This window comes from Salinibacterium sp. GXW1014, from assembly GCF_044769865.1.
Lineage (GTDB): Bacteria > Actinomycetota > Actinomycetes > Actinomycetales > Microbacteriaceae > Homoserinimonas.
In genome coordinates, this window is sequence record NZ_JBIZWA010000002.1 from 542,297 (window position 1) to 556,267 (window position 13,971).

The following is a 13,971-nucleotide window of genomic DNA, read 5'->3' on the forward strand; positions in this document are numbered from 1 at the left end:
AATGGGAGGCGTGACCAGCACCTCAATCTCCCCCAGCCCTGGAGCGCCTGTCGTCAACAGGCCCAACGTCGTCGCGGTCGGCACGATCGTGTGGCTCGGCAGCGAGGTGATGTTCTTCGCTGGGCTCTTCGCCATCTACTTCACGCTTCGCGGCACGTCGCCCGAACTGTGGGCGTCAGAGACCGCCATCCTGAACGTTCCCTTCGCGCTGACGATCACGATCATCCTCGTGGCATCCTCGTTCACGGCGCAGTTCGGCGTCTTCGCAGCCGAGCGACTGCAGCCGAGACGCACCGGCAGCCTCCTGCAGATCGGCAAATGGGGCATGATCGAGTGGTTCTGGGCCACCTTCATCATGGGTGCGATGTTCGTGACGGGCCAGGTCTTCGAGTACGCCATGCTCGTCAGCGAGTTCATCGGCATCGGATCCCACGCCTACGGCTCCGCCTTCTACATCACGACCGGCTTCCACGGCCTTCACGTCTTGGGTGGCCTCATCGCATTCCTCCTCATCATCGGCCGCGCCTACAGCGTCACTCGGTTCGGCCACAAGGAGGCGACGAGCGCCATCGTCGTCTCGTACTACTGGCACTTCGTCGACGTGGTGTGGATCGGGCTCTTCCTGGTCATCTACGTCCTCCAATAGTCGCGACGGCGCCACGTCACGGCCGCCTCGTCATCGCAACCGCAACTCGAAGAACGGGAAGACCACAGCACCATGGGAATTGACTCGACCACAACGGATCGTCGTGGCAAGCGAGCAGGACGTCGCCACCCTCTCGCGAGCGTCGCACTGATCCTCGCGGGCCTCGTCACGACCGGTGGCGCCTACGCGCTCTTCACGTCGACTGCGACCGCCGAGACGGCCAACACCGCGATCGTGCACCAGCAGCTGGTCGACGAGGGCAAGGCCCTCTTCGACGCCAACTGCGCGAGCTGCCACGGCTTCAACGCTGAGGGAACCGCTGAAGGTGTGAGCCTCCACGGTGTCGGCGCAGCCGCCGTCGACTTCCAGGTCGGCACGGGCCGCATGCCCATGGCAGCCCAGGGACCGCAGGCGGAGCAGAAGCCCGTGCAGTTCACCGACGAGCAGATTGAAGCGCTTGCGGCGTACGTCGCATCGCTCGCGCCTGGGCCGGAGGTGCCCGACGAGTCGCTCTTCGAGGGCGAGGCCGACCTCGCCAACGGTGGCGAACTGTTCCGCATCAACTGCGCCATGTGCCACAACGTCGCTGGCTCGGGTGGAGCCCTGACCGAGGGCAAGTGGGCTCCAAGCCTCATGGGCGTCGAGGCGAAGCACATCTACGAGGCGATGGTCACGGGTCCGCAGAACATGCCCGTGTTCAACGACCTGAACCTCTCCCCCGAAGACAAGTCAGACATCGTCGCCTACCTCAAGTTCATGGAGGAGAGCCCGAGCGTCGGCGGAATCGGCCTCGGGAACCTCGGCCCTGTTTCTGAGGGCCTCTTCATCTGGATCTTCGGTCTCGGAGCCGTAGTCGGCGTGACCGTGTGGATCGCCGCACGCGCCCACTAAGCACCGAACCCACCGTCACAGTCACACCGCACCACACAGCGTGCCAATCGAAGGGAAGAGAATGGCAAAGCAGGACAACGGCGAGTCATCCGCCGCTGCCGGCTCGGCTGTCGAGAATCACGGAGCCGTTCCGGTTTCGTCAGGCACGGCCGTCGTCGCCTCAGACGCGTTCAGCAACCCGGGGCTTCCTCCGCACGAGCCGCGCGTCACTGACCTCGACCCCGCGAAGGAGCGCCGCGCGTCACGCACGGTCGGCATGCTCTTCATCCTCTCGATCATCGGCAGCATCTTCGCGATCGTCGCGTACATCGTGTTCCCGATCGTCCCGGGCGACATGCTGTCCGTCCGACTCAACACGCTCTTCCTGGGCCTCGGCATCACGCTCGCACTGATCCCCCTCGGCATCGGTGCGATCTACTGGGCCAAGCACCTCATGAGCAGCCACGAGCACGTGGAGATGCGCCACCCCACGCGCGGCACTGAGCAGACCCGCGCCGCTGCGGCACGAATCTTCACGCTCGGCAACGAAGAGTCCGGCTTCACGCGTCGCAAGCTGATCCGCAACAGCCTCATCGGGGCCCTCGCAGTGTTCCCGCTGCCCGCGATCGTCATGTTCCGCGACCTCGCTCCCGCCAAAGACCCGGTCGCGCTGTTCAAGCAGACGATGTGGGACAAGGGCACTCGTCTCGCCCTCGACCCCTCCGGCGCCCCCATCAAGGCCTCGGATGTCACGATCGGCTCCGTCTTCCACGTCATCCCTGAGGGGCTTGAAGAGGCAGACCACCCGCTCGACGAGAAGGCCAAGGCCGCAGTCCTGCTGATGCGCCTCGACCCGTCAGCACTCAACGAGGCGGATGACCGCAAGGGCTGGTCGTACGACGGCATCGTCGCGTATTCCAAGATCTGCACGCACGTCGGATGCCCCGTGGCCCTCTACGAGCAGCACACACACCACCTTCTGTGCCCCTGCCACCAGTCGGAGTTCGACGTGGCCAACCACTGTGAGGTCATCTTCGGACCGGCGAAGAGGCCGCTCCCCCAGCTTCCGATCGCCGTGGACGCAGAGGGCTACCTGGTGGCCCAGAGCGACTTCCATGAGCCCGTTGGTCCTAGCTTCTGGGAGCGTTCCGCATGACAACCACCACCACACCCGCAGCCGCCTCGACGACGGTGACCGAGAAGCCCGTCGGCAAGGGCATGCGCTTCACGAACGCGGCAGCCAACTACATCGATGAGCGCACCAGTATCTCTGGTCTCGTCAAGGAGCTGGGTCGCAAGATCTTCCCCGACCACTGGTCGTTCATGCTCGGCGAAGTGGCGATGTACAGCTTCGTCGTCATCCTCCTCTCGGGTACCTTCCTGACGTTCTTCTTCGACCCGTCGATGTCGCACGTCACCTACAACGGCTCGTATGCGCCGCTCAAGGGCATCGAGATGTCGGCGGCGATGGCCTCGACGCTCGACATCTCCTTCGACATCCGCGGTGGCCTGCTCATGCGCCAGGTCCACCACTGGGCCGCGCTCCTCTTCGTCGCATCGATCGGCCTACACATGCTGCGCGTGTTCTTCACGGGTGCATTCCGCAAGCCGCGCGAGATCAACTGGGTGATCGGCTTCGCGCTGTTCATCCTCGCGATGGCCGAGGGCTTCACGGGCTACTCGCTCCCCGACGACCTGCTCTCGGGCAACGGACTCCGCATCATCGACGGAATGCTCAAGGGCTTCCCGATCGTCGGCACGTGGATCTCGTACCTCCTCTTCGGAGGCGAGTTCCCCGGCGTCGAGATCGTGCCGAGGCTCTTCGTGCTGCACATCATGCTGCTGCCCGCCATCCTGATCGCGGCGCTCGGCGTGCACCTCTTGCTCATGATCATCAACAAGCACACGCAGTTCGCTGGCCCTGGCCGCACCAACGACAACGTCGTCGGTGTCCCGGTCATGCCGGTGTTCGCTGCCAAGGCCGGCGGCTTCTTCTTCGTCGTCTTCGGCATCCTGGTGCTGATCGCCTCGCTCTTCCAGATCAACCCGATCTGGAACTACGGACCGTACGACCCCTCCCCCGTCTCGGCTGGTACGCAGCCTGACTGGTACATCGGTTTCGCGGATGGCGCGCTCCGTCTCGTGCCGCCGGGCTGGGAGTTCGTACTGTGGGGTTGGACGTTCTCGCTGAACATCCTCGTGCCCGTCGCGGTGCTCGGTCTCTTCATCGTGATCGTCGCGATCTACCCCTTCATCGAAGCGTGGGTCACGGGTGACAAGCGCGAGCACCACATCGCTGAGCGTCCGCGCAACGCGCCCACCCGCACGGCCATCGGTGCCGCCGGAGTCACGTTCTACGCCGTGATGTGGGCTGCCGCGAGCTCCGACCTCATGGCGACGCACTTCCGCCTCACGATCGAGGGCGTGATCCATGCGCTGCAGGCGCTCCTCATCCTGGGGCCGATCATCGCCTACTTCGTCACCAAGCGCGTCTGCCTCGCGCTGCAGAAGAAGGACCGCGAGATCGCGCTGCACGGTTACGAGTCGGGCCGCATCGTCCGCCTCCCTGGTGGCGAGTACGTCGAGGTTCACCAGCCCCTCTCCGAGTACGAGCGGTGGCGTCTGGTCAGCTACGAGGACTACAAGCCCCTCATGCTGCGCCCCAACGACAAGGGTAGGATCACGGCCGGCATGCGCCTCCGCGCGAGCATGTCGCGCTGGTTCTTCGAGGACCGCGTCTCGCCCGCGACCAAGGGTGAACTCGAGCAGGGTGGGCACCACTAGTCCTCCACAAGGCGCTTGATCGGAAGGGCCCCGCAGCTTCGGCTGCGGGGCCCTTCCGCATTGCATTGACTTTCGTAGTCGTGCCGGCAGAGAGCGGCCGGCAGTGTGGCTACAGCGGGCGCCTATGACGCCTTCTGAACATCGGATCTGCAGGGCGCACGTCGGGCCAGGCCATGAGCCGCCGACCGCTGCGCTCCCCCGTGGACACTGGAACAGATCGCAAAGGGAGGCGGGAACGTCAGCGGCCCTGTCCCCTCGGCCTCGCCGGCGGATCGCGCCGCCATCGCACGCGCAGTGGGGGTCGAGACGAGGCGTTACGTGCGTCGCGACGACGCACAGCTGCCTTTGAGCGACCAGCGCACGTGCGCGGGACAGCAGCCCTGCATGGGTCGGGGTCGCTCACCCAGCAGCTCGCCTGCGTGCGACCCGGCCCTCACGAGGCCCCTGCGCGTGGCGTAGCGACACTCAGGATGCGAGGCGCAGCGAGCACCGCGCGATCAGTCCCTGTGTGAGAAGAAGACCTTCTTCAGGAAGTCTGCGGTGGACCGGTAGTCGAGCCGATCGTAGAACGCGGGCGTACGACTGCTGGCGACCGTCAGCTGGTTCAGACCGCGCTGGATGCAGATGTCCTCCACGGCTGCCACAAGTCGGCTACCGATCCCCTGGCCGCGGAGCGCCTCGTCCACGATGAGTTCCTGGATTTGTGCCGAGTCCACCCGCGTATAGAGCAACCTTGAAACGATCATGAGCGCATATCCCGCCACGCGCCCGTCGACCTCAGCGACAAGAAGCACGCTGTGGTCCGGGTCCTTCAAGGCGTCGGCGTATGCTGCGTCGAACGATGCCCGATCGACTTCATAGGTATCGGAGAGCTGCTCAACCAACGCAAAAACGCCGTCGACATCCGCCGACGACGCTTTGCGTATCTCCATGTCAGTGCTTGAAGTTGCCGCGGTAGTACTCATACGTCCAACCGACAACTGCGATGACCGTAAGCGCCGCACCGATGAAGGTGATCCAGATACCCACGGCGAAGCCGAGCAGCAGCAGCGAGGCCGAACCGGCAAGAACGATGGGCCACCAGCTCCAGGGGCTGAAGTGTCCGAGTTCAGGGTCACCGTCGTCGATGTTTGCGTCGAGGCGATCCTCGGGCAGCTCACCGCCCTGCGACTTGTACGACTTGCCGACATAGAAGGCGAGGAAGCCCGCGAGCACGGCGCAGAGCCAGAGCGCCACCGTGCCGGCCCACTCAGGGTGCCCAGCGGTGATGCCACCCGGCCCCACACGCTGCGCGTACTGCTCGAGCTGCTGGTTCGAGACCATCCACGACCAACCGGTGTAGAGCGCCGCGACAAGCGCGAAGAAGACCGCGAGGACCCAGAAGATTACTGCGTTGACCTTCATGTTCTGTCTACTTCACCTTCTCGTCAGCGCTGTCATACACGGGAGCATCCGGAGCGTCCTTGGCAGGGCCGATGCCCACTGGGATGCCGGCCTCCGGGTGGTGGAGGTCGAACGCCGGAGACTCGGAACGAATCCGAGGGATCGAGGTGAAGTTGTGGCGCGGCGGCGGGCACGAGGTGGCCCACTCGAGCGAACGTCCGTAGCCCCACGGGTCGTCCACCGTCACCTTCGGTGCCTTGCGCGCCGTGATGTACACGTTGAACAGGAAGGGGATCATCGAGATGCCGAGGACCATGGCACCCACCGTGGACAACTGGTTCATCCAGGTGTAGCCGTCTTCAGGCTGATAGACCGCGTATCGACGCGGCATGCCGACGACGCCCAGCCAGTGCTGGATGAGGAAGGTCATGTGGAAGCCGATGAAGAGGAGCCAGAAGTGGATCTTGCCGAGCTTCTCGTTGAGCATCTTGCCGGTCCACTTGGGCCACCAGAAGTAGAAGCCACTGAACATCGCGAACACGACCGTGCCGAAGACCACGTAGTGGAAGTGGGCGACCACGAAGTACGTGTCGGAGACGTGGAAGTCGAGCGGCGGCGACGCCAGGATGACGCCCGTCAGGCCACCGAAGGTGAACGTGACGATGAAGCCGATGGCCCAGAGCATGGGCGTCTCGAAGGTGACGGAACCCCGCCACATCGTGCCGATCCAGTTGAAGATCTTCACACCGGTGGGCACCGCGATCAACATCGTCATGAGGGCGAAGAATGGGAGCAGCACGGATCCTGTCACATACATGTGGTGCGCCCACACCGTGACAGAAAGGGCCGCGATCGCGATCGTCGCGTATACAAGGGTCTTGTAGCCGAAGATCGGCTTGCGGCTGAACACCGGGAAGACCTCGGACACGATGCCGAAGAACGGCAGCGCGATGATGTAGACCTCGGGGTGGCCGAAGAACCAGAAGAGGTGCTGCCACAGGATCGCTCCCCCGGCGTCGACGTTGTAGACGTGGCCGCCGAAGATGCGGTCGATCGCGAGGCCGAACATGGCCGCCGCGAGCACGGGGAAGGCCATCAGCACGAGGATCGAGGTGACGAGCGTGTTCCACGTGAAGATGGGCATGCGCCACATCGTCATGCCGGGGGCACGCATCGTGATGATGGTCGTGATGAAGTTGACGGCACCGAGGATGGTTCCGAAACCGGAGATTGCGAGGCCGACAACCCAGAGGTGACCGCCGACGCCCGGGGTGAATGTCGTGGTCGACAGCGGCGTGTAGGCGAACCATCCGAAGGACGCGGCGCCCTGCGGCGTGAGGAAACCGGCGACCGCCATGAGGCTACCGAAGCTGTAGGCCCAGTAGGCGAAGGCGTTGAGACGCGGGAACGCGACATCCGGTGCACCGATCTGGAGGGGCATCAGCACGTTCGCGAAGCCTGCGAAGAGCGGCGTCGCAAACATGAGCAGCATGATCGTGCCGTGCATCGTGAACAGCTGGTTGTACTGCTCCTTGGTCTGGAGCAGGTCCAGACCGGGGGCGAACAGCTGCGCGCGGATGATGAGTGCCATCACGCCGCCGATGCAGAAGTAGACGAACGAGCTGATGAGGTACATGTACCCGATCGTCTTGTGGTCCGTCGAGGTGATCCAGTTGACGAGAACGTTGCCCTTGCGACGGGCACTCGGCGACATCGTGTGACCGATGGTCGCGGTGCCGGCCGTGGGGGCGGCCTCCGGACGACTCTCAGTAGTGGTGCTCATGATCTCGCCTTACTTTGAGCGCACGGGCTCGGTGCCCGGCAGGTTGCTGTTCGTGTTGTACTCGGGGCCGCGGGTGCCGGTGTTGCCAGCGTCGACGAGGCTCTGGATGTATGCGTCGTACTCCGCCTCGGAGACGACCTTCACCTTGAAGAGCATGAGTGCGTGGTACTCGCCACAGAGCTCGGCGCACTTGCCGATGTATTCGCCCTCTTCCTGCGGGGTGAAGTACATGTAGTTGCTCTTGCCGGGGACCGTGTCCTTCTTGTAGAGGAAGTCGACGACCCAGAAAGAGTGGATGACGTCGCGGCTCTCAAGCGCGATCTCAACCGTCTTGTCGACGGGGAGGTAGAGCACGGGAAGCTGGTCGTAGTCGATGTAGGGCGACTCTTCGGTCTCCTGCGCCTGGATGCCCTGGTAGTGCACGCCCTCGCCGCCGGGGCCCTCGTTGAGGTAGTTGAAGTCCCAGGCCCAGCGCTTGGCATAGACCTCGATCTGCACGTCGGGGTCTTCGATCGGCTCTTCGATCGCTGCTTGGTCGCGCGCGGTGAAGGCGAAGAAGCCCATGACGAGGATGAGCGGCACGACCGTGTAGAGGATCTCGATCGGCATGTTGTATCGAAGCTGCACGGGCAGGCCGGTCTGGCCCTTGCGGCGGCGGTAGACCGTCGCGACCCAGAGCACGAGACCCCACGTGATGACGCCGACGACAAGCAGCACCATCCACGAGGTGGTCCACAGTCCCGCGATGCGGTCGGTGTGGTTGGTGATGCCGGGATCACCCGGCAGGTAGCCACGGAGCTGGGCCTGCGTACATCCGGCTAGGACGACGACAAGTGATGCTGCCAGGGGGACGGCAGCCCATCGAAGACGGCGGTTAGAGCGCACCTGTGACCTCTCGGATGACACGGGACTGGATGGAACTCAGTCTATTGACAGCAACCAGCCTATCGCTCCTGAGACGCGCTGCCGAACCCGAATGGCCGTCCGCGAGACGAAAGAAGGGGAAGTCGCGTCGCGACTTCCCCTTCTTTGGCAACCGCCACAAAAACTCAGCTGAAGGAATCCCCGCACGCGCAGCTGCTGCCAGCGTTGGGGTTGTCGATCGTGAAGCCCTGCTTCTGGATCGTGTCCTCAAAATCGATCGTTGCGCCCTCGAGATAGGGCACGCTCATCTTGTCGACCACGACCTCGACGCCGTCGAAGTCGACCGTGGCGTCGCCATCGAGGAGGCGCTCGTCGAAGTAGAGCTGGTAGATGAGCCCAGAGCATCCGCCCGGCTGTACGGCGACGCGAAGACGAAGGTCGTCGCGCCCCTCCTGCTCATAGAGCGAACGAACCTTCGCGGCCGCCGCGTCGGTCAGGAGCACACCGTGCTCCGGGGCGTCAGCGGCCTGCTGGTCATTGAGCGTTCCCACGCTCATCGCGGTGTCAGTCATGCCGTCTCCTCACATTCATGGCCCCATGAGGGGCATTTCCAGTGTAAGCGTGCGTGATGGGAAATCATTCCCAGCGGGCGACGTCACGACGCATCGAAGCCCTCACGTTCGTTGAGCTGCGTGAGGAGCACGGCTTCCGTCAGGATCGCCTTGCGGAACACGCCGAGGTGGAGCGACTCATTGGGGCTGTGCGCGCGCGTGTGCGGGTCCTCGACGCCCGTCACGAGGATCTGCGCCTGCGGGAACTCGCCCACGAGGTCTGCGATGAAGGGGATCGAGCCACCGATGCCGGCAAGGACGGCATCCTTGCCCCAGGCGGACGCCATCGCATCCCGCGCCTCCTGCACGGCCCAGCCCTCCGTGTCGACGAGGAAGGGGTCGCCGAGCTCGGGATTGGCAAACGAGACGTGGGCACCGAAGGGGGTGTGCGCCTCGATGTGTCGGCGGATGAGGGCGTATGCCTCCTCCGCGTCTTGCCCCGGGGCCACCCTGACGCTGACCTTCGCCCTCGCGGTGGGCAGGAGCGTGTTCGATGCGCGCCCGACGGAAGGCGCGTCGATGCCCGTGACCGTGATGGCCGGCTGCGCCCAGACCCGCGAGTAGATGCTGCCGCGACCCACCGGCGTCACTCCGTCGAGGAGCCCAGCCTCGTCTCGGAGTCGCTGTTCGTCATCCGCGGGGGTCTCGAAGGAGGCCGACCGCAGGCCGTCGATCGCGACCGAGCCGTCTTCGTCATGGAAGGAGGCAAGGATGCGCACGAGCGCCATCATCGCGTCGGGCACGGCGCCGCCGAACAAGCCAGAGTGGGATGCGTGGGCGAGCGTTCGCACCTCGAGCGCGAACGCGACATTGCCGCGAAGCGAGACGGTGAGCGACGGGGTCTCCGTGTCCCAGTTGTCGGAGTCGGCGACGACGATGACGTCCGAGGCAAGCTCCTCACGGTGCTGGCGCAGGAATGAGGCGAAGGACGGCGAGCCCGCCTCCTCCTCCCCCTCGATGAAGACGCTGATGCCAAGATCGAAGTCGTCGCCCAGCGTCTCCTGCAGTGCACGGATCGCGGCGACGTGGGCCATGACGCCAGCCTTGTCATCCGCGGAACCCCGGCCGTAGAGACGTTCACCGCGAAGGGTCGGCTCGAAGGGAGGTGAGTCCCACTCCCCCTCATCCCCTGGAGGCTGCACGTCATGGTGAGCGTAAAGAAGGACGGTCGGACGCCCGTTGCGTGCCGCACGGGTGGCGAGCACCGCGGGCATCCCGTCGGCACCACCCTCGCCGACCGGAGCGCGGGAGACGACGACCGAGTCGAAGACGCCGAGCCCCTCCAGTAGTGCCGCCACCGCGCTCGCGCTCTCCTCGACGTGCTGCGGGTCGAAGGCCGACCACGACACGGAGGGGATGCGCACAAGGCGCGACAGGTCAGCGACCGCCGCCGGGAAGCCCGACTGCACTGCAGTGCCGAGCGCCTCCCTCAACTGCTGCCGCGTCGGGACGTTCTGATTGGAGTCCGAGGTCATGCAGGTAATCTTAAGCAGTCCCCAACGCAAGGAACTCCCATGGCCAAGCCCGCACCAGAATCACAGCCCGCCGTCGAAGCAGACGAGCAGGGCACGACCACGGGCAAGGGGCGCCCCACCCCCACGCGCAAGGAGCGAGAGGCAGCGAACCTGCGGCCCCTCGTCTCGAACGACCGCAAGGCGGCGAACCGCGAGGCGCGGGCGAAGTACAACGAAGCGCGGGAACGTGCGCGCATCGGCATGGCCAACGGCGAGGAGCGATACCTTCCGCAGCGCGACAAGGGCCCGCAGCGCCGCTACGTGCGTGACTACGTGGACGCGCGCTTCAGCGTCGGCGAGCTCATGATCCCCGTCATGCTCCTCGTGATCGTGCTCACGATCATCCCCGACCCCATGATCGCAATCGTCAGCATGGCCGTGCTGTGGGGATTCTTCATCCTCGCCGTCCTCGACTGCGTCATCGCGGGACTCGTCGTCACCAAACGCCTGAAGGCGAAGTTCGGCGAGGACAAGGTCGAGAAGGTGCGCTGGTACACCGCCATGCGCTGCCTGCAGATGCGCCCCATGCGTCTGCCGAAGCCGCAGGTCAAGCGGGGGCAGTACCCCGCCTGAGCGTGCCGTCGTTCGCCATGCGAGCGAGCACGCGGTTGATGTGGGCGGCCCACAGCGGGCCCTCATAGATGAACGCCGTATAGCCCTGCACGAGGGTTGCTCCGGCGCGCAGGCGTGCCGCGACATCCCTCGCCGACTCGACGCCCCCGACCGAGATGATGCAGGCATCAGCGGGCAACACTGCACGCAGCCGCGCGAGCACCTCGAGCGAGCGCGCCTTGAGTGGTGCACCCGACAGGCCGCCTGCCCCGATGCTCTCGATCTCCGAAGCACTCGCCTTGAGGCCTGTGCGGGCGATCGTCGTGTTGGTCGCGATGACGCCCGGCAGGCCGAGCCTCGTCACGAGGGACGCGATGCGATCGATCTCGTCGTCGGAGAGATCCGGGGCGATCTTCACCAGGACGGGAGTGCCGGATGCCTCGTCCCGCACGGCCGCCAGGAGCGGCTCGAGCCGATCGAGCTCCTGCAGGCCGCGGAGCCCTGGAGTGTTGGGGGAACTGACGTTCACCACGAGGTAGTCGCTCACGGGGGCAAGCAGGCGCGTGCTCGTCAGGTAGTCATCGATCGCATCGTCGACGTCGACCACGCGGCTCTTGCCGATGTTCACGCCGATCACGGGGCGGCCGCGACGGCGGCGTTCGCGGGCGAGGCGAGGAGCGGCATCCGCGGCCCCATGGTTGTTGAAGCCCATGCGGTTGACGAGTGCTCGGTCGCCAACGAGGCGGAACATGCGGGGCTTCTCATTTCCCGGTTGCGGCTGCGCCGTGAGGGTGCCCACCTCGACGTGGCCGAAACCGAGTTGACCCAGTCCACGGATGGCGAGAGCCTCCTTGTCGAAGCCGGCGGCGAGCCCGAAGGGTGAGGCGAACTGGAGGCCGAGAGCCTCGACTGAGAGCACGGGATCCGGGCGCGAGTAGGCACGGGCGAGCGCACCGAGCCCCACGTAGGGAAGCAGGCGGATGACGCGGAAGGCGAGACCGTGTGCGGTCTCGGGATCGAGGCGTCTCAGGAATACGGTGAAGAGGAAGCGATACATGCCACGGCAACACTAGCGGCAGGAACCACCGCCGTCTCGCTCGGCCCTACTCGGACTCGTGTTCGGAGCGGAGCTGGCCGATCGCGGACTCGAAGTCGTCGAGCGACTCGAACGCCTGGTAGACGCTGGCGAAACGCAGGTACGCAACCTCGTCGAGCTCCCGGAGCGGAGGAAGGATCGCGAGCCCGATGTCGTTGGCCTCGATCTGGGACGCGCCCGTCGCTCGGATCGCCTCTTCGACGCGCTGCGCCAGGAGCGCGAGATCGGTGTCGGTCACGGGGCGGCCCTGGCATGCCTTGCGAACACCCGCGACGACCTTCTCGCGGCTGAAGGGCTCGAGCACCCCGTTGCGCTTGACCACGCTCAGGCTCGCCGTCTCAGTCGTGCTGAAGCGGCGCCCGCACTCGGGGCACTGCCGACGGCGACGGATCGAGAGGCCGTCGTCGCTCGTGCGGGAATCGATGACTCGGGAATCGGGGTGGCGACAGAAAGGGCAGAACATGGTGCCCCAAGGATAGGCCCCGGCGACTCGGATGCGTCGCAACGAGCCGCTGGAATGGGGAAAGCGTCAGCCCTGCGGAGGCTCGCCCCCGGCGAAGCGGGCCGTGACGGCCGCGGCGTGGGCGGGCAGGTCCTCGGCCGTCGCAAGGGCCACGATTCGCCGCTCGACATCGCGCAGACCCGCTTCGTCGTAGCGCACGACCTGCTGCGGGCGCAGGAAGGTGTAGGCGCCGAGGCCCGCGGCGAAACGAGCCTGGCCGCCCGTGGGCAGCACGTGGTTCGAACCCGCGAGATAGTCACCGAGGCTGACGGGCGAATAGCGGCCGACAAAGATCGCTCCCGCACTTTCGATCGACTCGAGCAGGGTGTCAACGTCGGCCACCTGCAGCTCGAGGTGCTCGGGACCGTAGGCATTGCTGAAGTCGGCGGCGACCGCAAGGTCATCCACGAGGACGATGGAGGACTGACGGCCACGGAGCGCCTCAGCGACACGCTCCCGGTGAGCCGTCTGGGGCACGAGACGCGCCAGTTCCTCTTCGACCTTCGACGCGAGGGCCGGCGAGTCCGTGACAAGCACGGCTGCCGCAAGCTCATCGTGCTCGGCCTGGCTGATGAGGTCAACCGCGACGATCGACGCATCCGCCGAGTCATCCGCGATGATCAGGATCTCTGTGGGGCCTGCCTCGGAATCGATGCCGGCCTGCCCGCGGACGAGCCGCTTGGCCGCCGCGACAAACACGTTGCCGGGCCCGGTGATGAGCTGGACGGGCTCGAGGCCCGCATCCGCAACACCGTAGGCGAACGCACCGATCGCGCCAGCCCCGCCCATGGCATAGACCTCGTCGACCCCGAGGAGCCCGGCTGCGCCAAGGATCGTGGGGTGCACGGAACCGCCGAACTGCTGCTGCGGCGGGGACGCGAGGGCCACGGAGGAGACACCCGCAACCTGCGCGGGCACCACGTTCATGACGACGCTCGACGGGTAGACCGCCTTGCCCCCGGGAACGTAGAGACCGACGCGGCGCACGGGCGCCCAGCGCTGGACGACGGATGCGCCTTCACCGAGCGTCGTCGTGACGGGAGCGGGCACCTGCGCCTCGCTTGCTGCCCGCACGCGCTCGATCGCCGACTCGAGAGCGTCGTGCACATCCGCTGACAGTGAGTCGACGGCCGCCGCGATCTCGGATGCCGGAACCCGCACCTGCTGTGGCCGCACCCTGTCGAGCCGCTCAGCCTGGTCGAGGAGGGCCGCACTCCCCCGGCCGCGTACGTCTTCGATCAGTTCCTGCGCGATCGATGAGGCGGCCGAGACATCGGTGACGGCGCGGGGAATGAGAGCGAGGAGCGTCGCGGTATCTGGTCGCTGATTCCGCAGGTCGATGGTCTGGATCATGGCCACACCATTC

Annotated in this window: 14 protein-coding genes; 5 read left to right on the forward strand and 9 right to left on the reverse strand. The window is 65.7% G+C overall.

What is annotated here, in order from left to right; genetic code table 11:
- The first annotated feature begins 1 nt into the window (after nucleotide 1).
- The 4 genes from ACIQK7_RS12340 to ACIQK7_RS12355 all read left to right on the forward strand — a co-directional run bounded on the left by ACIQK7_RS12340 (nucleotide 2) and on the right by ACIQK7_RS12355 (nucleotide 4,300).
- On the forward strand, nucleotides 2–646 hold the full coding sequence (locus tag ACIQK7_RS12340) for a heme-copper oxidase subunit III (protein ID WP_403025278.1): 645 nt from the start codon (nucleotides 2–4) through the stop codon (nucleotides 644–646).
- 72 nt (nucleotides 647–718) lie between these two features.
- Complete coding sequence (locus ACIQK7_RS12345; RefSeq protein ID WP_403025281.1) at nucleotides 719–1,537, forward strand: c-type cytochrome; 819 nt, start codon at nucleotides 719–721, stop codon at nucleotides 1,535–1,537.
- A gap of 61 nt (nucleotides 1,538–1,598) precedes the next feature.
- Nucleotides 1,599–2,672: a Rieske 2Fe-2S domain-containing protein gene (locus ACIQK7_RS12350; RefSeq protein ID WP_403025283.1), complete on the forward strand. Its 1,074-nt coding sequence runs from the start codon at nucleotides 1,599–1,601 to the stop codon at nucleotides 2,670–2,672.
- Nucleotides 2,669–4,300 (forward strand): cytochrome bc complex cytochrome b subunit, encoded by a 1,632-nt coding sequence (locus ACIQK7_RS12355; RefSeq protein ID WP_403025286.1) that lies wholly within the window; start codon nucleotides 2,669–2,671, stop codon nucleotides 4,298–4,300. Before ACIQK7_RS12350 ends, ACIQK7_RS12355 begins: the two co-directional genes overlap by 4 nt.
- A 497-nt stretch (nucleotides 4,301–4,797) precedes the next feature.
- Here the strand turns inward: ACIQK7_RS12355 and ACIQK7_RS12360 are convergent, their stop codons facing one another.
- From ACIQK7_RS12360 to ACIQK7_RS12385, 6 genes are all read right to left on the reverse strand, one after another.
- Complete coding sequence (locus ACIQK7_RS12360) at nucleotides 4,798–5,232, reverse strand: GNAT family N-acetyltransferase (RefSeq protein ID WP_403025289.1); 435 nt, start codon at nucleotides 5,230–5,232, stop codon at nucleotides 4,798–4,800.
- Between the two features lies 1 nt (nucleotide 5,233).
- Nucleotides 5,234–5,704 (reverse strand): cytochrome c oxidase subunit 4, encoded by a 471-nt coding sequence (locus ACIQK7_RS12365; RefSeq protein WP_403025292.1) that lies wholly within the window; start codon nucleotides 5,702–5,704, stop codon nucleotides 5,234–5,236.
- 7 nt (nucleotides 5,705–5,711) lie between these two features.
- Entirely contained in the window at nucleotides 5,712–7,466 is a 1,755-nt protein-coding gene (ctaD, locus tag ACIQK7_RS12370) for a cytochrome c oxidase subunit I (protein WP_403025295.1), read from the reverse strand.
- A gap of 9 nt (nucleotides 7,467–7,475) precedes the next feature.
- Nucleotides 7,476–8,372, reverse strand: a complete 897-nt coding sequence (coxB, locus tag ACIQK7_RS12375; protein WP_403025297.1) for a cytochrome c oxidase subunit II — start codon at nucleotides 8,370–8,372, stop codon at nucleotides 7,476–7,478.
- A 143-nt stretch (nucleotides 8,373–8,515) separates the two neighbouring features.
- Nucleotides 8,516–8,887, reverse strand: a complete 372-nt coding sequence (gene erpA, locus ACIQK7_RS12380) for an iron-sulfur cluster insertion protein ErpA (RefSeq protein WP_370454529.1) — start codon at nucleotides 8,885–8,887, stop codon at nucleotides 8,516–8,518.
- Nucleotides 8,888–8,985: 98 nt separating this feature from the next.
- Nucleotides 8,986–10,416, reverse strand: coding sequence for a dipeptidase (locus ACIQK7_RS12385; RefSeq protein ID WP_403025300.1), 1,431 nt, complete (start codon nucleotides 10,414–10,416; stop codon nucleotides 8,986–8,988).
- A gap of 39 nt (nucleotides 10,417–10,455) precedes the next feature.
- Between ACIQK7_RS12385 and ACIQK7_RS12390 the strand changes: the two genes are divergently transcribed.
- On the forward strand, nucleotides 10,456–11,028 hold the full coding sequence (locus ACIQK7_RS12390; protein ID WP_403025303.1) for a DUF3043 domain-containing protein: 573 nt from the start codon (nucleotides 10,456–10,458) through the stop codon (nucleotides 11,026–11,028).
- On the opposite strand, the gene ACIQK7_RS12395 is transcribed toward ACIQK7_RS12390, so the two are convergent.
- The 3 genes from ACIQK7_RS12395 to hisD form a co-directional block, all read right to left on the reverse strand.
- A complete protein-coding gene (locus tag ACIQK7_RS12395; protein WP_403025306.1) occupies nucleotides 11,003–12,064 on the reverse strand; it encodes a quinone-dependent dihydroorotate dehydrogenase in 1,062 nt (353 codons plus the stop codon). The genes ACIQK7_RS12390 and ACIQK7_RS12395 overlap by 26 nt on opposite strands.
- A 46-nt stretch (nucleotides 12,065–12,110) precedes the next feature.
- Entirely contained in the window at nucleotides 12,111–12,566 is a 456-nt protein-coding gene (nrdR, locus tag ACIQK7_RS12400) for a transcriptional regulator NrdR (RefSeq protein ID WP_325208816.1), read from the reverse strand.
- 66 nt (nucleotides 12,567–12,632) lie between these two features.
- Entirely contained in the window at nucleotides 12,633–13,958 is a 1,326-nt protein-coding gene (gene hisD, locus ACIQK7_RS12405) for a histidinol dehydrogenase (protein ID WP_403025309.1), read from the reverse strand.
- Between the last annotated feature and the right edge of the window lie 13 nt (nucleotides 13,959–13,971).